Consider the following 20453-nt stretch of genomic DNA (forward strand, 5'->3'; position numbering starts at 1 on the left):
AGGCAGTTATTGGGAGAAGCACTAATGCAAGAGCGAGAACAGTTCTTCCATAAAGATTTCCCTACTTTCTCATACCAAAAGGATAATGCGAAGTTCAATCAAGCAGGAAACTTTAATGTTTAATACTCCCCTTTCAGCACAAATTAGCTGTGTCAAAGTTGGCTCATCTGGGCTAGAATTCTGGTTGGAGTCAACATGAAACGTCTTCTCGCACTTATTGGGGTTTTCGCAAGTACATTGTTGCCTTTTACATCATCATCACAGGCGGCCGACAACGATTCATTTATCGTCGGAACTTGGAATACTGCAACGAATGGCGCTATCACAATCTCTGGATCTAATGGATTTTATGAGGGAATTGTCTCGAGTGCTTTTCAATACAGCGGTTGCGATCAAAAAATCGGCGAGTTAATGATAAAGATTCTTGGGAATGGCTCTGGATCTTTAGCTGGAGATGGTCTTTCCTTTCTGGGATCTTTTCAGGCCAATACAGCTTCGTCTGACTGCAAGCCGAGCACAGCTACTGCAGAGTTCAAAGTGAAAGATTTGAAAAGTATTTTCGAACTCAACGCATGCCCATCATGGGGAAGCGACTGCCTAAACCTTAGAAAACAAGGACCCAGTAGCGATACCCAACCACCGAAAATTACCTTTCAACCTAACAATCTGATTGCCCCAATGAACTCGGCGATTTACACACTATTTTATATTTATGACAGTAGCGGCAAGGCCTCCTACCGAACCGATATTTACTCAGATGGCCTCAAACTCAATAAAGAGACTGCTTTCTGGTCCACGACTAGCGGTGATCCAGTCATGTCTAGCTTTCAACCAACCGTCATTGCAGGCGCTAATGGTCCTTTTTATGTCTGCGTTGTTGCCTATGACGCTTCAGGAAATATGACGGGGGATTTCGATAATTGCCAGTGGAGATCCATTGAAGTACCAATTGAACCGATGACCAATGGGTGTGGCAGTCAAGACAAAGGCGTTGTTCTTGGTTGGGTCCAGAATTTTCTCCTCAATGAAATGAAAATCCGGCTTTCTATTAAAGATGCACTCAAATATAACCGCGGAAATCGCACGTGGTTCGTTAACGTCAAGCCAGCCTGCGATAACCATGACGCCGGATATTTTGGAGCCACCTTTAAAGATGCAGTAGTGTCCGGAAAAATAATTGAGTCACGATTGAGTTCCCGTGCTTATGTCGATGAGAAGTTTCGTCAAGACATTATGTTGCTATGTAAACGCTCAAAAGGCATTCCAAAAGCGGCACTAGCAATTTGTTTGGCGGGTGAAACTTATGCGCCATCAAAGGTAAAAAAGCTATTCTTAAGAGATCTTCCAACCGGTGCAACAACTTACTGGTCGGCAGTAAGGGCCGAAGCTAAGAATGGATATGACGCGGATTCAACTAAACCCGGTTTCCAAACATCTATCCCTAAGAACCCGAAGCCAGCAGGCGGTGCTAGGAACAACGCTTAGAGGTTTTAGTAGAATGAGACCTGTGAAATTTCCACCGCAGCATGGAGCCTGGGCATTCTTGATTGTTCCATTGTTGCTGGGATCATTCCTCGGCGCGGGTAACGCAATCGGCCTTCTTTTCTCACTGACCTGGATAGCGGCCTATCCGTTTTCATATTTCGGAGGTAGAGCGTTCTTGGCGCGGGTGAACCGTGGTTCGTGGACAACTCGCGCGCGCAACGAACTCCGTTCAGCTATTCCTTGGGCGGGACTCACCCTCTTTGGAACCGGCACACTTATTGCAATGCGGCCTTGGATTCTCTTACCAAGTGCGCTGATTGTTGTGCTCTGGTCCATCAGTATTTGTCTGACATGGTTGGGTCGCGAACGTGGAATCACCAATGACCTGTTGCTAGTGGTCCTAGCCTCAATGGCACCGATTTTGATGTATGCAGTTGCTAACGATCAGCAATCACTGGACCTTATTCCGCATTCAATCTGGATTGCCACCCTGGTATCTCTACTCTTCTTTATTGGTTCAGTACTCCATGTAAAAGCGCTAATCCGTGAGGCTACTAATCGCCGTTGGCATGTCATTAGTGTCGGCTTTCATGTTGCCGTGGTGATATCACTTGGACTAACCACTCTTTCCTGGTGGTTAATAACTCCATTCACATTTGCTTTAGTTAGAACTGTTTTAATGAAACCAGGAATGCGACCTGGCAGAATCGGTGCAATTGAATTAGCGGTAGCGCTTTTAGTAGTTATTTGTACCGTTATTGCGCAGGGCTAGTAGTTATAGAAGCAATCACTCCTTGGCCTCAAGCGGTCATCGCAACTTAGCATCGTTAATCAGTGACAGAAATACTTAATTCTTCAGCTTCCTGACTATCTGCATCAATTATCAACTTTGAGGAATTAACTAACTTGCCAGAGAGAATCTTCATGGCAATATCATCGCCTATGGCTTTTTGAATAAGTCGCCGTAGAGGTCGAGCGCCATAAATCGGATCAAAGCCATGCACAACCAGCCAATCTTTTGCCACTGGAGTTAACTCAAGAACGATGTCTCTGTCTTTTAATCTAACCTCAAGATTATGAATTAGATTATCTGCAATGGCAGCAATATCTTTTCGTCCAAGTGAATTAAATATCACTATGTCATCAATGCGATTTAAGAACTCTGGCTTAAAGTGTTTTCTTAGAACTTCATTGACGGATTTCTCTTGTTCTTGGCGAGAAACTTCAGCATCTGCCAAATAAGAAGAACCTAAGTTTGAGGTCATGATGATGATGGAATTGCGAAAATCAACGGTACGCCCCTGACCATCGGTTAAACGGCCATCGTCAAAGACCTGAAGTAATAAATCAAATACTTCAGGGTGTGCCTTTTCGACCTCATCTAAAAGGATGACAGAGTACGGACGGCGACGTACAGCTTCGGTTAATTGACCACCTTCTTCGTAACCAACATAGCCTGGAGGTGCACCCACCAACCTGGAGACAGAAAATTTCTCTCCATACTCACTCATATCAATTCGAACCATTGCCCGTTCGTCATCAAATAAGAAATATGCCAAGGATTTAGCAAGTTCGGTTTTACCCACGCCAGTTGGTCCAAGAAATAAAAAAGATCCTGTAGGGCGATTGGGATCAGAGATACCTGCCCTAGAACGGCGAATGGCATCGGCAACAGATTTAATTGCACTCATCTGTCCAATAACTCGTTTTTCCAACTCTTGCTCTAAATCCAAAAGCCTCTGGCTATCTGCTTGAAGTAGGCGGCCAACTGGAATTTTCGTCCAGGCAGAGATAACTTCAGCGATGTCATCTGAGGTGACCTCCTCTTTTACCATTGCAGAGGCCGAATCCATGGAGGCGCGTGTAGCAGCAAGCTCGTTTTCAATTTCGCGGATACGGCCATACATCAATCGAGCGGCATGTTCGAGATTGCCTTCTCTTTGAGCTCGCTCGGCTTCAACTCTGGATTTATCAAGCTCTTCGGTTAGATAGCCAATTCGATCTAGCTGCTTTTTCTCACTCCCCCATTTCTCGCTTAACTCTTCAAGATTTACTTCATTCTCCTTGAGCTCGCTACGCAAGTCTTTAAGTCTTGCACGTGAAGCCTCGTCTTTCTCTTTGGCTAAACCAAACTCCTCCATACGCAATCTATCTACGGCTCTTTGTAATTGATCGATCTCTTCAGGGGATGAATCAATCTCCATCCGTAAACGAGATGCCGCTTCATCCACTAAATCAATGGCTTTATCTGGTAAAAAGCGATGAGTGATATAGCGCTCTGAAAGAGTTGCCGCAGCCACAAGGGCACTATCACTTATGACAATTTTATGGTGAGCTTCATACTTTTCGCGAAGCCCGCGTAAAATTGCAATTGTGTCTTCAACACTTGGTTCTCCAACAAGGACCTGTTGGAAGCGGCGCTCCAAGGCGGCGTCCTTTTCGATGTATTGACGGTATTCATCAAGGGTTGTTGCACCAATCATGTGTAATTCCCCGCGTGCCAAAAGTGGCTTCAACATATTCCCAGCATCAAGTGCGCCTGGCATTGCGCCAGCCCCGACAACGGTGTGTAGTTCATCGATAAAAGTGATTACCTGACCTTCAGATGCTTTAATTTCATCGAGAACCGCCTTTAAACGCTCCTCAAATTCACCACGATATTTTGCCCCAGCAACTATGGAGCTAAGATCAATTGAGACAACTTTTTTATTTTTTAATCCAGTAGGAACATCGCCAGCAGCAATTCGAAGTGCTAATCCTTCAACAATCGCAGTCTTTCCTGTGCCTGGCTCACCTATTAGTACTGGGTTGTTTTTTGTCCGGCGCGACAAAACTTGAATCACTCTTCGGACCTCATTATCCCGCCCGATGACAGGATCTAACTTGCCATCGCGTGCACGCTGCGTTAAATCAATTCCATACTGATCGAGAGCGGATCTCTCCTCTGTCTCGTTGGGATTATTGCTCGGTCCCATGTTTTTCTCCTATACGCAGCTCCGCTTTATCACGATGGTCAGCTGTTTTAACACAAAGTTATGCTTTCTTTATTCCAAGTACTAGGGAGCCAGCCCTCTTAGATTAAGAAATGAGCAACGCGAAGGGAACTGCTACTTCACTCACATAGTGATGATGATTTTGCCTTGGGCATGTCCTCTCTAGTCAACTTGGCGATAAAGAACACCGCCTTCTGACTACTAGGCAGTGCCGCTAGGCGTACTTTGAGCATGTGGGGTTACGGTCCAGCAAAACCATTGCCTTTTGCTGCTCCAACTATGACAATGGTCGCATCCTTGTTGAGTATGCGTCTTATCTCGGACCATGATTTACTCCCAGCGTTATCGAGCATCAAGTCATAACGCTGCCCACTTTGGGTGAAGTCCTCCTTCGTGTAGTCAATGACGTGATCGGCGCCAAGTGATCGCACGAGATTGACATTTCTAGTGCTGCACACACCGGTTACCTCCGACCCGAAGGCTTTAGCAAACTGCACCGCAAAGATGCCGACGCCTCCTGAAGCGCCGTTAATCAATACCTTATCTCCCGGGCGAACCGTAAGTGTTGCAAACTACTGCTCTCATACGCTCAAATCTTTTCTTAGGTTGCTACAAACCGTTAGAACTACGTTTCCCGTTTTCTGTTCCGTTTCCACGTAGCGGGTCGCCTCGACCACATCCTCAATCGGATATAGCCGGTCGATGACCGCCCGATATTTGCCGGCATCTATTAAATCTTTGAGCAGAAAGAGGTCCTCTCTTCGGTACGTACCAATTCCGAGTGTTGCCTTCTTTTTTCCAAACCACCGAGTCAATAGAGCCAGAATGGGAACGTGATACATGAATCCGAGATCGGCGGTAATGTATCTCCCCCTCGGTTTTAGCGAGTGTCGAGCTCTTCGAAACGAGTGCTTTCCGACCGCGTCAAAAATTACGTCATACGTTTTCCCGTTTTTAGTGAAATCATCCTTTAAATAGTCAATTGCTTCATCGGCACCAAGTAAGTACATGAGCTCAATGTTTTTAGTGTTGCACACCGCAGTGACATGGATCCCAAAATGCCTAGCCAGTTGTATAGCCGCCGTCCCGATAGATCCAGAGGCACCGTAGACGAGAATGTTCTTTCCCGTCCAATCTGCCGGTTTCAGACAGGTCAATGCAAGAAGTGCCCCATCACAAACGGCAGCAGCCTCTTCAAAACTCATACTCTCGGGTTTGTGGGCCAGCACTCCACTTTCAGGGACACAGACAAACTCCGCATTGGCTCCCCCTTTGATACCGAATGCCTCGTCACCCACCCGAAATTTGAGCACATCCGCGCCAACTTCTTCTATTACCCCCGCAAACTCCATACCCGATATCGACCTTTTCGGCCGGAGCAAGCCAGTGAAAACACGGGAAAAGAAATATTCAGAGCTGCGCAGGCCGGTATCAGATCGAGTAATAGTTGTGGCATGAACTTTGATAAGGACCTCGTTTTCTTTAGGCAATGGTCGCTCAACTTCTTCAAGGTGTAGAACATCCGGATTCCCGTATTTCCTGAAAACTACTGCTCTCATCAATTCACCTCTGTTTCTGGTTTCGTTGTGGATATTGAATTGGACTTCCGTGTTTCCACGCCCGCCCAGCACGAAACAACTCCGCAGGTTTGCCTCCAGTGGAACCAGATTGAGCCCGACGTCCGGTTGGAATCACCCACCCTTTCTCCGCAACTATGCTCCGCCGAAAGTTAGCGGCATCGAGCTGCACCCCCCAGACCGCCTCATATACTGCCCGTAGTTCAGCCAAAGTAAATGTTGTTCCAATGAACGCCGTCGCGACACCCGACACTTCGAGCTCGACACGGACGCGCTCAACCGCATCACGCACAATCTGTAAATGATCAAAGGCCAACTCGACTCTTCCGTTAAGCACATCGGAGACTGGAATCAGACAGGCATCCGCTGCGTCCGAACCCGCCACGACCGCTCCTACGTCACGGAGCACAGCAAGATACGCCACTGTCACGACGTTCATTCGAGGATCACGGCCAGGATCACCGTAAGCACCAAACTGAGTCAACAATCTTGCGGCATCGACACCGGTCTCTTCGGTCAACTCGCGCTTGGCTGCTGCGTCCAGCGTTTCGGTAGGTCGTTTGAAACCACCCGGAATTGCCCACACACCCTCGAACGGCGCTTGCCCTCGACGTACGAGCAACACATGCAGCACGCCTTCGGACATGGTCAGAATCGCCACATCCACCGTCACCGCGAACGGAGGGAACTGCGTCGGGTCGTAATCAACCAGAGTCTCGCTACCAAGTGTTTTAGTCTTCATGACTCTTACGGTACCCAAAGGTTATAGTCTTGTCAACCATAACCTTTCAGCCAACTATTGAGCTCAAGTTCCACAAATGAGTCCTGCTAGTTGGCATAAACAATATGAGGAGTTAATTGATACCCTTCTATAGTGTTAATTCTGGAGAATTAGAAGCAATCGGAAAGGTTTCAATCCACATTGTTGGATAATCCTAGTTCGATTTTTACCAGAACCATTTTCAATTTGAGAAGTAACGTATTCCTCTTAGAGACAATTTCCTCTTCCGTGAGATTAGGCGAATCCGCCAACCATTTTGAGAAATTAATTAGTTCTGCTCCCTCTTTTTTTAGTGTGTAGGAGGCAATTGCACCTCCCATTTCGTCAGCAATTTCTTGGAGTTCATCAAGTGGAGCATTTGTAATTGACTCGATAGCTTTTTCTAGGACTGGCAGGCGGCGCTCCTGAATAAGTTGATCCATTCCTCTTACATAGACTGGTAGTTCAATATGCACAGTTGTTCCGATATTAATCTCCGATTCAACTTCTATTCGTCCTCCATGTTGTTCGACTATTTTCTTGACAATCGACAATCCAAGACCGGTACCTGGGATTTGAGCATGAACAGCGCTTTCTGATCGAAAGAAACGGTGAAATAACTTTTTCATGTCTTCGGCAGATATACCCATGCCGTGATCGGAGACGCTCACACGTACAAACTTCGCACCGGTCTTATCAAAAATATTGACTATTCCAACGAATATTTTTGAATTTCTAGGGCTAAATTTGACCGAGTTCTGGAATAGATTAATAAAAACCTGAGAAATTTGACCCCTGTTTCCAGCTATTGACCAGTCGTCATGAGAATTGTCATATGAATTTTCGGCAACGAATTCTATGGAAATCGCTGCCGCATCCAATGATGGTTGTAAGACAAAGATTGCATCTGCAATTATTTCATCCAACATTATACGTTTGAAAACCTTCGGATTTGCCCCAACTTCTAACTTTGAAATTGTAAGCATGTTCTCTACAAGATCAAGAAGTGACAATAGATTTCGATCAACAATCTTTAGAAATTTTGCAATCTTAGGGTTCTTCTCTTCGTCGGTTAAATCATTTACCAAACCTAAATATCCTATGATTGATGTCAGAGGAGTGCGAAGTTCGTGATTAATATTTGAGATGAATTCATTTTTTTCATCATCTAATACCTTTAATTCGGTGATAGCAAGAAGCGCTACCCCTAATTCCGCCCTACTCAAGGCAAGCTCATCCAGCTGAGTTTTTATTGAATTTTGAATTGACTTGTACCGAGCTGAAAAAGAAGCACCCACCCAAGAAATCAAAATAAATATCATGAAAAGAAGAAGAAAGCGAAGCCATAGATTTCTTGTGGTGATTTTTTCACGTTCCATCGTAACTTCTCTTAATTTAACTTCAATATTTCTTTGAAATGAAATGACTAACTGTGTGGCAAATTCTGCAATTTTTTCTGAAATGGGCTCGATTTGGGCACGGGTTGAAGCTTGTATTTGGTCAGTCAGAAAGCCTTGTGGTGATCTTTGAATGATTACATCAATCTCTTTTAGAGCTTGAAGAAATAAAGGATCTACAAGACCACTAAGGGTCATGCCGTTTGAATCAGTTGCATATAAGTGTTTGGTGAGTATGTCCCGTGAAGCTTCCACACTACTTTTGGGCAAGGCGCCCTGACTCCATTGTTTGATTTCAACTATGTACTCAAGCGCCTCACGCTGAGTGGAAATGATTGAATCTGAGGATTTTTCCGCAGCTGTCAAAATCACACTTTGTTTTGCTGATACTTGAGATGCGTTAAACGTAGAAAACGTCATTGCTATAAGTACTAGCAAAGTTAAAAATGCGAATAATTTTTGCCAATTTGAAAGGTGGAATGAATACTCACCGGATGGAGTTTTTAATTGAGTCACTGATCCCCCCCCCCAATTTTCTCCACCGTGAGATACTAAACCTTAATTCCTATTTTTAGTGGAATCACTCTTAACCGGTGAGGTTACTTCGACTGCAAGGCTTTTTCTAGGGGATGAGTACCAGTTAAGCTTCGGCACTCTTTCTTCGGATAACGGTTTTGAATTTCAGATTATGCATCTCGGCGATCGACTTAATGGATTTCGAGATTTCCCCTATGTCAAAGTCATAATCAATCTTCACCCCGTTTGCTCCAATGAAAACCCCCTTAACGTGACGTGAGAGCGTTTTGCCCGATTGAAATGATGATTCAGAGCTAGAACCAAACGAAAAACCCTTGCTCTTTTCCGCAGTTTTTTCAAAAAGAAAAATTGTCTTCTCCTTTTCATCAAAAAGAACGGCATTTTCATAGGTGATCGACTTATCACCTGAGCCACTCTTGGCATCGAGCAGTTGGCAATTAACGGTGATGTCGGAGGCTCCTCCACGTATTGGATCTAAACCTAACGCCTGCAGTTTTTCAAAGATTTCTTGTACTATCTCTGTTTTCATACTCATGTCCTAACTTTTAGTAACGACTCGAAATATTTTCGAACTTCTACTCTCTTTGCCAGCAAATACAACATAAACAGAAAGGTTATAAACTTGCTTAGCCTCTAAATTCTTTAATGTGCATGTGAACTGCTTGGCTGAGGTTCGACACTCGTGGATTAACTGGACACTTCCCCCTAGTGCGCTTGCGCGATACCCGAGAATTTTCAATCCGCCTGTGTGTTTTGGTGGGCTCCAGGAAATTCGGATCGCTTTTGAGAGTGAAACAACTTTGACCTTTTGTGGAGGATCTGAGTTGGCAGGGTTTCCCGTAGGAATCGGTGTGATATTCGTACCGCCACTCGATGACGAAGTAGCTTTTGCGCTTGCGGATGCAGATGTACCGGGAGTCGCCTTAGTTGGTGTTGGACTAGCAATAGGTGCTGCAGGAGTTCCTGCAATAATTTTTATCCGGGGAAAAGACGGGAAACCTGAACCGAGTGAAGTATATGTTCGAACTTGCGCGTAATAGGTAGCCCCTAATTTTAAGCCGCCGATGAAGCAGCTGCTATCGGTGATAGCGCCGCTCGTACAAAAACCTGCATATGAACCAACACCAATCTCAGAACCCTTAAATACTTCTGCGGTGTACCAAGAAAATGCCCCCGCTCCAGCACTTGTTAATGGAGTCCACTTAATCGTAATTAAACCTTTGGCATCACTAGTCGCGCTGACATTGCTTGGAGGTTTTCCAGTTGCACCTGGAGAAATCGACTTTGCTGAACTCGGAGTTCCAAGCCCAGCGCTATTGCTTGCTATGACATCGACGTAGTACACATTTCCTGAAATTAATCCACTAATGATGCAACCAAATTGGGTCGTGGTGCAGGAAGCAAAGATCGGCGAATTTGTCGGCGGTGGCAGGCTCCATATTCTCGCTGTGTAATTAAGTAAAGAGTCTCCACCATTCGAGCTTGGAGGATCCCACGTAATTGCGACTTGATTTATATCACTCATCGCCTCTACATACTGAGGTGCTGTTGGTGGATTGGCACCGTAGGAAAGTGGAGATTGAATTACGCCAATTCCAAGTGATATCAATAAAACAAATGTTAAGTAAAACTTATGAGACATCACGTGTTTACTCAAGGAGATATTTAACATCGCCATCACCCCCTATTGAGAGATGAAAAAAATCTTCACTTTTGATGGTACAACTGACGCTCTCCATAGTCAGCAAGGTGAACAAATTTTCTACTCTTGTTCTGTGGATTTGAGTGCCGGTTCTCATGAATCAGACTTCTTTTCTCCTTCTAGAGCCATTCAGCGGCCTTTAATGCCACAGGAAGGCTTGAGGAATCTCTCAGGATAGACACAAAAAAGAAACTTACTTTGTGGACACGGGCCAGTTGGGCCTGAATTGTTAATGAGGAGCAAATCATGAAGGTAAAAAGAGTTTTAGGTGTAGCCCTACTGGCCTCCGGTTTGATGGCCGGTTCAGTAGCTGCAGTACAGGCTGATTCTACGCCACTGCCAGCGGCTACCAATTCAGCTGCTTATCAAGCAGCTTTAGCACAGTATCAAATTGACATGATGAAGTATCGAATAGAAGTAATTAAGATTGCAATCGCTAATCGCGTCGCCATGGATAAGTACAACACCGAGTGGCAGATCGCAGTAGCAAAATATTACGCCGATTGGAAAGTTGCAATCGAGCAGTTCCAAGCTCTCCGCGCAGCATATGAAGCAAAGATTGCACCAGCCATTGCCGCACGCAAAGCTGCGATTATGAAAGCGGATGCTGATTTTCTAGCTGCTGTTGGAGTTGTTGGTGCAACTGGTGCCCAACTTGAGTTAGCTGTTAAAGCTCATCACCAAGCCATGGAGGCCGCTATGAATTCATTTAAAGCAGCGGTAGCAACATTCGGTGATGAACCAGTAAAACCAATTAAGCCAGCTGAACTTACTAAGCCACCTGTTCCAGTAAAGGGCGTAGCACCAGTAAAGCCAGTAGCACCTGGAAAGCCTGCCAAGGCAGAAAAACCTGAAAAGACTCCAAAGCCTGACAAAACTCCAAAGCCATAATACGTAATTAACAAAACCCTCGAACCGAATAAATGGTTCGAGGGTTTTGTTGTGAAGTTAACTTATTGCGCAGTCCATCCACCATCAACCGGGATTGAAACACCAGTGATGTTATGCGCCGCTTGGGAACATAAGAACACTACAACGGCTCCGATCTCCTCTGGAGTAGACATTCGTTTAGAAGGCTGCTTTTCAGATAATAAATCGGCGATACCTGCAGCACGATCACCGTTAAAGATTGCCACGCGGGCTTGAATCTGTGGCTCGATCAATGAAGTTTCTACCCAACCTGGGCAGATCGCATTTACCGTTACACCACCTGATTCGCGGGTGCCGCTTGCTGCATATTCCAGAGCCGCGGCTTTAGTTAAACCAATTACTCCATGTTTGGCAGAGACGTATGGTGCCTTTGCAATCGATGCGACTAATCCATGCACCGAGGAGGTATTGATAACTCTGCCATATCCTCGAACCTGCATGTGTGGGAGTAATAAACGCATTGTGTCAAAATAGGAGGAGAGATTTATAGAAATAATGTCGCTCCATTTTTCGCGAGGCATGTCAGCGATTGGTGCGGTGTGTTGAATGCCAGCGTTGTTACACAGAATATCTACTGGACCATTATCTAGAACTGCGGCTACTAATGCCTCTGTTGCCGCGCTATCACGAAGATCGCTCACATGTGACTCAACTTTTGGTGCGCCAGCAGCGCTCACAATAGCCTCAGCCCCCTTAATTGTTTCGATATCTGCAAGGCCATGTAAAACAATCTCAGCGCCTTCGCGAGCAAGGGCAGTGGCAATTCCTAAGCCAATTCCTTGAAATGAACCCGTAATAAATGCTCGTTTTCCTTTTAAAGTCATAGTCGATCTCCATAAATTATTTGGGCAACTTTTTCAGCGCCAAAATGGTCGGTGAACATGTCGTAGTGATTGCAATCTGATAGAAACTCTAGCTTTAACATTGGATACTGCGGAAGCACTGCATTTAATACGTCCAATGGATAAAGCCCACCTTCCTCATTCTGCAAACCTCTTTCAGCCTTAATGAATTGTGCTTGCGCAGTTAGACCCTTGAGTGAGCGCACAATTAGGTCATCTCCAAATAAATCTCGAGAGTCAGCCTCGACTGCTGCTGGATTTGTTGAAGGCTTTAGGTTTGGTGCGTCGCCTCGAAGGTCATAGTCAACGTACTCATCCATGACCGGTGACCAACCTTTGGAAAATGCGGGTTGAGACCGCCAGAAATCTCGATAGGCATCTTTAGATTCGAAGACCAAAGCAAGGCGTGCAAGGGCTGGTCCTAACACAAAAGGTAAAACCTGCTCCACATTCATCCCAGGAGGTAACGGCAATGGAATCCCTCCATCTGCAAATACAACTTCTCCGATTAACTCTGGGTGTAAACCAACTAAAGCCGCTGCTACAAATCCACCCATTGAATGACCAATCACATCAGGTTTTTTCAACTGAAGAAACTCTATGACGGCAGCCATGTCGTGTGCATGCTGGGCCATCCCAAATGGTTCTGGCAGAGTATTTGAATCCCCGCGGCCTCGCAAATCAACTGCATACACGGCTTTTCCGCGGGCAATTAGTTCATCGGCAAAGAGCTGAAATGCACGATTTGATGATGTCACTCCATGAATCAAGAGGACTGGATCTCCCACTCCATCTCCATATCGAAAGACTGCGAGTGATCCACCTGTGACCGGGACGAGAATGCGCTGAGTTGGTAAAGACATGGAGTGATTCTGCACCTTTTTCCACAAAATTGTTATCTAACTGTAGTCAAAGAGGTGATCAACTTCTAGGCCGAGCAGATAGATTTATCTTAAGCAAGCCAACCCTCGATGTGGCTGGCATTATCAACAAGGAGATCACACTATGAGCAAGCGCTCACTAGCACGATTGGGAGTAGCCGCACTCTCTCTAGCTGTCATCATGCCAAACATGGCGCCAGCACAGGCTGCAAAAGAAATTAAAATTGGTGTCATTACTTCATCATCAGGACCACTTGGTTCATATGGTCTTGCATATAACGATGGACTCGAATGGGGTCTGAACTATTACACAGGCGGCAAGATGTCGATAAACGGTGCGAAGCTCGTTGTGACGACTAAAGATGATGCCGCAGATCCTGCATCTGCTACTGCATCCTTCAAAGAGATGGTCGGTAACGGAACTAAAATAATCGTTGGTACTGCTTCATCAGGTGTTGCATTAACACTTGGACCACTAGCTGCACAGAACAAAATTTTGTACATTTCTGGTCCAGCCAAGAACGATTTAGTTACATCAGCTGCTAATAAGTATGTTTTCCGATCAGGTAACTCATCGACCCAAGATTTAGCACCACTTGCTGGCGTTAAGCCAATCAAAGGTAAGAAAGTAATTCTCTTCGTTGAAGATAATGCTTTCGGTGCTGGAAACATCGCAGCTGCACGTGCATTGATGGGACCAAAGGGTGCTTTGTTTGAAGAGATAAAAGTTCCAACATCTACATCTGACTTCACACCTTTTGCGAAGAAAGCTGCCGATGCAAATGGCACATATATATTCATCGCTTGGTCAAATGCTCTAACTGCTGGTGCAATGTTGACTTCCCTTAAAGTTCAAGGTGCTTTCGCTAAGTCTCGACCAATTACAGGCCTTGCAGGAGCAGCGACCTATAACATCTACGGAACTCTCTTTGAAGGCACCAATGCAATCATGACAAATAGCTACTTTGCTGGTGCCTCGAAATCACAGGCCTCCAATGCAATGGCAGCATGGTTTGCTGTCAACAAGAAGACACAGGATCTCTTCACCTCAACTGGAGCAGATGCTGCCAAGATGATTGTCCGCGCACTAACTGGTAACCCATCTCAGGACGTAGATAAAATGATTTCCAACCTTGAGGGCTACTCATGGGTTGGTGTCAAGGGCTTTATGACTGTCAATGCCTCGAACCACCTCCTTATTCAGCCAATGTTCCTAGTTGGTCTGACAAAGACTGCAACTGGATATGTTCCATTATTGCAAAAAACAATCTCAGGAGTAGGCAAGTAATACATCACATATAAATTAAAGAACCCCAGTGTAGAAATGCGCTGGGGTTCTTTGTATATTTAGCTCAATATTTAAAGGAGTTGGCGATTGATTTCTGCACTAAGCGTTACGGATCTCTCTCTTGACATCGGTGGTGCAAAAATTCTCGATGGCATTTCACTCTCTGTTTATCAAAATGAAACACTAGGAATCATTGGTCCAAACGGTGCAGGCAAGACATCTTTCTTTAATTTATTGAGTGGAATTCGCAAACCATCGCGTGGGCAGATATTCATTGGCGACTTAAATGTCACTGATTTGGCACCACACGAACGAGCCAAGGCTGGGATTGCGCGCACTTTTCAAACTTCCAGTGTGTTTGTGAATCTGACCTGTTTGGAGAATGTAAGAATCGCGGCACAAGCAGCTCACGGTAAATCAATGAACTTAACTAAAAACGCTTATAAATTTACTGATGTTGTTGCGCATGCCCAAGAGTGTTTAGAAAAAGTTGGTCTCAGCAATTATGCGATGCATAGAGCTGGGGCTCTTTCTCATGGTGATAAGCGTCGTTTAGAGATCGCCATCGTTCTGGCGTCGAAATCCGAAATTGTCTTACTCGATGAACCCATGGCTGGCATGAGTGTTGAAAATGTCCCAGAGTTAGTAGAAATTATTCGATCTCTAGCCACGATACATATGAAAACTGTATTAATCGTTGAGCACCATATGGAGGTTATTTTAGGTTTAGCCGATCGTATAGCGGTTTTGAACTATGGCGAGCTATTGGTCTGTGACACCCCACAGAATGTTATTAATAATCCAATCGTGCAGTCAGCATATATCGGAGAGTCGCTATGAACACCCTTGTCGTAAGGGATCTGCACGTAAAAATCAACGAGTCTCACATTTTGCATGGAGTGAATTTCGATGTTCCCTCTCACAAAGTCACTGCACTTCTCGGCCGAAATGGTGTGGGTAAATCAACTACGCTTAAAGGAATCTTGGGTCTATATCCTGGCAATGGCTCAGTTCAGCTAAATGGCCAGGAGCTCATTGGAATGCCAACGTACAAAATTGCACAATTAGGCGTTGCATACGTACCCGAAGATCGTGAGATTTTTTCTACGCTTTCAGTGCGTGAAAATCTGGCGTTAGCCTCTCGTGTTAAAACAAATAACGCCGCTTTTGAAAGCATATACGAACTATTTCCAGAGCTAAAAACACGTGCGATTCAATTAGCAGGCTCGCTCTCAGGGGGTCAGCAGCAAATGGTTGCCATCGCACGCGCGATGCTCAATACAAATGAAATTCTCTTAGTCGATGAACCAACCAAAGGACTCGCTCCAAAGCTCGTGACCGAAGTTGCCGACGCCCTAGCAAAAGTCGCCGAAGCGACAACAATGCTACTTGTAGAGCAAAATCTGGCTTTAGTTAAACGCATCGCCCATCACGTAGTTGTGATGGATCAAGGCAGAGTAATTTTTCAAGGTGAACCTGAAAACTTAGATGACCCTTCGTGGGTACACCAGATGTTAGGCGTGAGTGGGGGTCATAAGTAAATGGATACTTTCATCTTAATTGGCATCACGGGCATCGGGCTTGGCGCACTTTATTTTTTAATTGCCTCTGGACTCTCTCTCATCTACGGCCTTATGGGTGTTCTTAACTTTGCTCATGGAAGTTTTCTTACCGTCGGCGCATTTGTAGGTTTTTGGGTAGCAAGCAAAACGGGATTTGAAACTTCTATGCCTGAATTTATTCTGGCAATGATTGTGGGCGGTTTAGCGGCAGGTTTATTTGCCCTCTTGATTGAACAGTTATTGATTACGCGATTATATGACCGTCATATCGACCAAGCCCTAGTGACGGTCGGAGTTGCGCTAGTTGTCGGTGCAGTACTCGGAGGTTGGTTCGGCAATGATCTTCGAATGTTCCCAGCTCCGTTGTGGTTTTTGACAGCTATTGATGTTGGTGGAGCCAAGATTCCTGCTGACCGAGTGGTATATATCGCGACTGCAGTTTTGTTGTTAGTAGGCAATTGGGCACTTCTCAAATTCACCCGAATCGGTCTAATTATTCGCGCCGGTGTCGAAAATCGAAATATGGTCAACGCTCTCGGAATTAATGTACGCCGTGCATTTAGCACAGTATTTTTCTTAGGAGGCTTTGCAGCAGGTGTTGGAGGCGTCTTGGTTTCGGTCTACTCCAACGGAGTCTCCCCACTCATTGCTGGTACGTATTTAATCTATGGCTTTATCGTCGTAGTCATCGGTGGCATGGGCTCAGTTCCTGGCAGTTTCTTAGCAGCCATGATGATTGGCGTCATTCGCCAGTTCGCAAATTACTATACAACTGGACTTGGGGATTTCGTGGTCGTTATCTTGCTCGCCGTTGTCTTATTGATTAGACCACAAGGCCTACTTGGAAAGGTGCGTGCATAATGTTGCGCTGGAAATATTCACGCCCCCTTCTTGGGCTATTTGTTTCGCTTATAGCGTTAGCGCCTTTATTGGGTTCAAATCCACTAAGCCGACCAGGACTCCAACAAACGATGGCCGTTGCCTTTATTTGGGGTGGTTTAGCACTTACTTACGACCTCCTCTTTGGTTTCACTGGACTTCTATCCTTTGGTCATGCGCTTTATTTCGCCACAGGCGTTTACGTAAGTTGCATATTGATCAATTATGAGATTGTTGCATGGTGGCTTGCAGGGCTTATTTCAATCGCCGTAAGCGCACTCCTTGCACTCTTGGTTGGTGCAGCATCACTTCGAACTTCAGGCATAACTTTTGCAATGGTTACTCTGGCATTTGGCGAAGCTGGCCACGTTATAATTCAGCGAAACTTTTTTAACTTAACCGGCGGAGAAAATGGAATTGCGCTTAATGCAGATTTAATTCCAGGGTTTTGGATAAGCGTTGCTAACACCAAATTTATTTATTGGGCGGCTTTGGCCACTCTTATCTTCACATATGTTGTGATTTGGTGGGTTACCGAAAGCTCTGCCGGACGTGTCTTTGCAGCATTACGAGATAATGAGCTCCGCGTTCAAGTATTAGGTCTAAACACTCAGCGCTTTAAGCTCTTAGCCTTTGTAATTAGTGCAGCCCTTGCCGCACTCCTTGGTAATGTCATGCTTATTGCTGCAGGAAGTGCTGCTCCGCGATTTGCAGATGCTGGAGTCACGATCTCGCTTCTATTAATGGTTGTCCTAGGTGGAGCCGTTACGCGTTGGGGCGCTGTAATCGGAGGAATTTTCTATTCGGTTGCAACCACGCGCATGCAGGATTTAACTCAACAGGACTCCTTTAAAACTATTCCTAAATGGATAGGTGGTCCAATCGCTGAGCCTGCCTTTGTCTTAGGTCTCCTCTTTATCTTTGTCGTCATGTTCGCACCGGGTGGATTATCCGGGGCTTACTATCGACTGCGGTTAAGGGCGATTACTAAAAAATCTCAATGAACACACAGCTCTGGCAACCACACGATACGAGTGGCATGGCTATCACACGGCTTCAATCAGATTGTGGCTTTGATTCGTACTCCAAATTACACGCCTGGAGCATTGAAAACCCAGGGCTATTTTGGTCAAGGGCTTGGGATGATTGCGGCATTATTGGTGAAAAAGGGGAGCAATTTTATACTCCCGGTAAAGATTTTATCTCTGCACGCTTTTTTAACGATGCAACTTTAAATGTAGCCGAAAACTTATTATCTAAGGGTGATGCTACCGAGGTGGCTATCATTTCGATTCTAGAAAATGGAGATCGAAGTGAATTAACGTGGGGTGATTTGCGTGCTCAAGTAGCGGCAACTACGGCGGCGTTAAAAGCCGCCGGTGTAGGTAAAGGAGATCGTGTTGTAGCGTGGGTCCCAAATATTTCTGAAACAATTATTTTCGCATTGGGTGCTTTAAGTATTGGTGCAATTGTTTCAACGGCATCGCCTGATTTTGCCCCAGGAGCTGTGCAAGATCGCTTTGGTCAAATCGAACCTAAGATTTTATTAGCTTCAGATTCGTATCAATACAACGGTAAAATTTTTGAATCTTCCTCTAAGATTGAAGAGATTCAATCGCTATTACCAACTCTGAGCGCCACTATCAGAGTTAGTGAATTCCAATCTTGGATAGCACCCTACATTGGAACTCCTCTTGAGTTCACTCCCCTGCCATTTGACCATCCTGGGTTCGTGCTTTTTTCATCGGGTACTACTGGAAAGCCAAAGTGCATTATCCATAGTGGTGCAGGGGTACTTCTCAAAGCATCGGCCGAACAGCTCTATCAATTTGAAATCAAGGCACAACAGAGAGTTTTCTTTTTTACTACATGTGGCTGGATGATGTGGAACTGGTTGACAATGGCGCTAGGACGCGGTGCCACTATTGTTTTATTTGATGGCGCACCAATGTTTCCGACACCATCCCGCCTCTTTGATTTAGCTCAAGATGAGAAGTTGGATTTTCTTGGGTTATCGGCAAAGTTCATAGATTCCGCGCATAAAGAGGGGCTCACTCCGGCGACGTCTCATGATTTGTCCGCAATCAAAGTGATTGCCTCTACTGGGTCGGTTTTATCCCCAGAGAGTTTTGATTACGTGTATCAATGTATTAAAAGCGATGTGCACTTAGCATCAATGTCCGGTGGCACCGACATCTGTGGTTGTTTCGTAGCTGGAGTGCCTACACAACCGGTCTATCGCGGCGAGTTACAAGGGGCTTGTTTAGGTATGGCCACCGATGTCTTTAACGCCAAAGGTGAATCAGCAGCCATTGATGAAAAGGGCGAGCTCGTGTGCACGGTGCCATTTCCATCTAAACCACTTGGATTTTGGGCCGACTACGGTAATGAAAAATACTCTGCAGCCTACTTTAAGGGCTATCCAGGCGTTTGGACGCATGGAGATTTCGCTTCCAAGTCATCAACTGGTGGCTTTATATTATTTGGAAGAAGCGACGCGACCCTGAACTCCAAGGGCGTACGAATTGGAACTGCCGAAATTTATCGAGTAGTCGAAACCTTTCCAGAGATACTCGAAGCGATGGCTGTCTCTCAAGATTGGGAGGGTGATACGCGTGTAATTTTATTTGTTGTCATTAAGCCAGGTATGAGCTTTACACAAGAGACTGATAAGGAAATCAAAAAAGCTCTTCGAACTCAAGCAAGCCCGCGACATGTGCCAGATTTAATTTTAATTGCACCGGCGTTACCGCGCACTAAGTCAAATAAACTGGTCGAACTCGCTGTAACAGATGTGATAAATGGACGTGAAGTTCGCAATAGTGATTCATTAGCAAACCCAGAAACTCTCGATTGGTTTAAGAGCCTTAATGTTTGACCCCAATACAGTGTTAATAGCGGGTTGTTTATTTCTTGGTGCAGTCTTGTATACATCAGTTGGTCACGCTGGTGCATCGGCTTACATCGCAGTAATGACGCTCTTTGATTTACCTCCGCTAGTTATAAAACCAACAGCTTTGACGCTTAATATTTTCGTTTCGTCGTATACTAGTTTTCGCTACATACGAGGCAATTACTTCAATAGATCTCTCTTTGTTTATCTAATCATTGGATCAATCCCAGCAGCATTCATTGGTGGTCACATAAATTTACCTAGCCATATTTACAAACCAATTATTGGGGTACTTCTATTAATCTCTGGAACACGTTTCCTGATACAGGCCTTACAAGTTGACCAGCCTCATCGATCATTTAATGTGGTGAAAGCAGTAATCATTGGCGCTGGTATCGGCCTGCTCTCTGGCATAACCGGAACCGGTGGAGGAATCTTCTTATCCCCTCTTATTATCTGGTTAGGTTGGGTGAGTGTAAAACAGGCCAGTGGGACTGTGGCAGCATTTATCTTCGTAAATTCGATCGCTGGATTACTCGGTAATTTTCAATCCACACGATCACTTCCTAGTGAACTTCCCATCTTCTTGATTGCCGTTTTATTCGGGGCTTTCATTGGGACTCGCTTTGGAATTTCGAAGTTCTCTAGCATCGGAATAAAGCGGGCTTTAGGCTTTGTCTTGCTCATCGCTGGAGCAAAATTCATTTTCGCACCGTAGACTCATCCT

Annotated in this window: 18 protein-coding genes and 1 pseudogene; 10 read left to right on the forward strand and 9 right to left on the reverse strand. The window is 45.2% G+C overall.

The features are described 5' to 3' along the window. Window positions 1-195 precede the first annotated feature (195 nt). Both Q8K48_01040 and Q8K48_01045 read left to right on the forward strand, forming a co-directional pair. Window positions 196-1485 carry a hypothetical protein gene (locus Q8K48_01040; protein ID MDP1850981.1) on the forward strand — a complete coding sequence of 430 codons (1290 nt, stop codon included), beginning with the start codon at window positions 196-198 and terminating at the stop codon, window positions 1483-1485. Window positions 1486-1507: 22 nt separating this feature from the next. Then, the gene (locus Q8K48_01045) at window positions 1508-2257 is read left to right on the forward strand and encodes a YwiC-like family protein (GenBank protein MDP1850982.1); all 750 of its coding nucleotides are present in this window, start codon (window positions 1508-1510) and stop codon (window positions 2255-2257) included. A 55-nt stretch (window positions 2258-2312) separates the two neighbouring features. On the opposite strand, the pseudogene Q8K48_01050 reads toward Q8K48_01045, so the two are convergent. From Q8K48_01050 to Q8K48_01080, 7 genes and pseudogenes are all read right to left on the reverse strand, one after another. Continuing rightward, window positions 2313-4418, reverse strand: a pseudogene (locus Q8K48_01050) (AAA family ATPase). 299 nt (window positions 4419-4717) lie between these two features. Then, window positions 4718-5014 carry a zinc-binding dehydrogenase gene (locus Q8K48_01055; GenBank protein ID MDP1850983.1) on the reverse strand — a complete coding sequence of 99 codons (297 nt, stop codon included), beginning with the start codon at window positions 5012-5014 and terminating at the stop codon, window positions 4718-4720. Between the two features lie 45 nt (window positions 5015-5059). Beyond that, complete coding sequence (locus tag Q8K48_01060) at window positions 5060-6037, reverse strand: NAD(P)-dependent alcohol dehydrogenase (GenBank protein MDP1850984.1); 978 nt, start codon at window positions 6035-6037, stop codon at window positions 5060-5062. 4 nt (window positions 6038-6041) lie between these two features. Then, a complete protein-coding gene (locus Q8K48_01065) occupies window positions 6042-6797 on the reverse strand; it encodes an NUDIX domain-containing protein (GenBank protein ID MDP1850985.1) in 756 nt (251 codons plus the stop codon). Between the two features lie 170 nt (window positions 6798-6967). After that, window positions 6968-8728 (reverse strand): HAMP domain-containing sensor histidine kinase, encoded by a 1761-nt coding sequence (locus Q8K48_01070; protein MDP1850986.1) that lies wholly within the window; start codon window positions 8726-8728, stop codon window positions 6968-6970. Window positions 8729-8852: 124 nt separating this feature from the next. Continuing rightward, window positions 8853-9278 carry a hypothetical protein gene (locus Q8K48_01075; GenBank protein ID MDP1850987.1) on the reverse strand — a complete coding sequence of 142 codons (426 nt, stop codon included), beginning with the start codon at window positions 9276-9278 and terminating at the stop codon, window positions 8853-8855. Between the two features lie 9 nt (window positions 9279-9287). Next, the gene (locus tag Q8K48_01080; GenBank protein MDP1850988.1) at window positions 9288-10427 is read right to left on the reverse strand and encodes a fibronectin type III domain-containing protein; all 1140 of its coding nucleotides are present in this window, start codon (window positions 10425-10427) and stop codon (window positions 9288-9290) included. Between the two features lie 270 nt (window positions 10428-10697). Between Q8K48_01080 and Q8K48_01085 the strand changes: the two genes are divergently transcribed. Then, a complete protein-coding gene (locus Q8K48_01085) occupies window positions 10698-11342 on the forward strand; it encodes a hypothetical protein (protein MDP1850989.1) in 645 nt (214 codons plus the stop codon). Between the two features lie 62 nt (window positions 11343-11404). Here Q8K48_01085 and Q8K48_01090 read toward each other — a convergent pair whose 3' ends face one another. Both Q8K48_01090 and Q8K48_01095 read right to left on the reverse strand, forming a co-directional pair. Next, entirely contained in the window at window positions 11405-12205 is an 801-nt protein-coding gene (locus Q8K48_01090) for a 3-hydroxybutyrate dehydrogenase (GenBank protein MDP1850990.1), read from the reverse strand. Then, entirely contained in the window at window positions 12202-13086 is an 885-nt protein-coding gene (locus tag Q8K48_01095; protein MDP1850991.1) for an alpha/beta hydrolase, read from the reverse strand. Before Q8K48_01095 ends, Q8K48_01090 begins: the two co-directional genes overlap by 4 nt. Before the next feature lie 142 nt (window positions 13087-13228). Here Q8K48_01095 and Q8K48_01100 point away from each other — a divergent pair, with 142 nt between their 5' ends. The 7 genes from Q8K48_01100 to Q8K48_01130 all read left to right on the forward strand — a co-directional run bounded on the left by Q8K48_01100 (window position 13229) and on the right by Q8K48_01130 (window position 20444). Next, window positions 13229-14392 (forward strand): ABC transporter substrate-binding protein, encoded by a 1164-nt coding sequence (locus tag Q8K48_01100; GenBank protein ID MDP1850992.1) that lies wholly within the window; start codon window positions 13229-13231, stop codon window positions 14390-14392. Between the two features lie 87 nt (window positions 14393-14479). Further along, window positions 14480-15232, forward strand: coding sequence for an ABC transporter ATP-binding protein (locus tag Q8K48_01105; protein MDP1850993.1), 753 nt, complete (start codon window positions 14480-14482; stop codon window positions 15230-15232). Then, entirely contained in the window at window positions 15229-15933 is a 705-nt protein-coding gene (locus Q8K48_01110; GenBank protein MDP1850994.1) for an ABC transporter ATP-binding protein, read from the forward strand. The genes Q8K48_01105 and Q8K48_01110 overlap by 4 nt, the downstream gene beginning before the upstream one ends. Beyond that, complete coding sequence (locus tag Q8K48_01115; GenBank protein MDP1850995.1) at window positions 15934-16815, forward strand: branched-chain amino acid ABC transporter permease; 882 nt, start codon at window positions 15934-15936, stop codon at window positions 16813-16815. Continuing rightward, window positions 16815-17837: a branched-chain amino acid ABC transporter permease gene (locus Q8K48_01120; GenBank protein ID MDP1850996.1), complete on the forward strand. Its 1023-nt coding sequence runs from the start codon at window positions 16815-16817 to the stop codon at window positions 17835-17837. The genes Q8K48_01115 and Q8K48_01120 overlap by 1 nt, the downstream gene beginning before the upstream one ends. Continuing rightward, entirely contained in the window at window positions 17834-19711 is a 1878-nt protein-coding gene (locus tag Q8K48_01125; GenBank protein MDP1850997.1) for an acetoacetate--CoA ligase, read from the forward strand. Before Q8K48_01120 ends, Q8K48_01125 begins: the two co-directional genes overlap by 4 nt. Next, complete coding sequence (locus Q8K48_01130; protein ID MDP1850998.1) at window positions 19704-20444, forward strand: sulfite exporter TauE/SafE family protein; 741 nt, start codon at window positions 19704-19706, stop codon at window positions 20442-20444. Before Q8K48_01125 ends, Q8K48_01130 begins: the two co-directional genes overlap by 8 nt. Window positions 20445-20453 lie beyond the last annotated feature (9 nt).

Source organism: Candidatus Planktophila sp. (assembly GCA_030681675.1).
In the GTDB taxonomy this organism is placed as follows: domain Bacteria; phylum Actinomycetota; class Actinomycetes; order Nanopelagicales; family Nanopelagicaceae; genus Planktophila.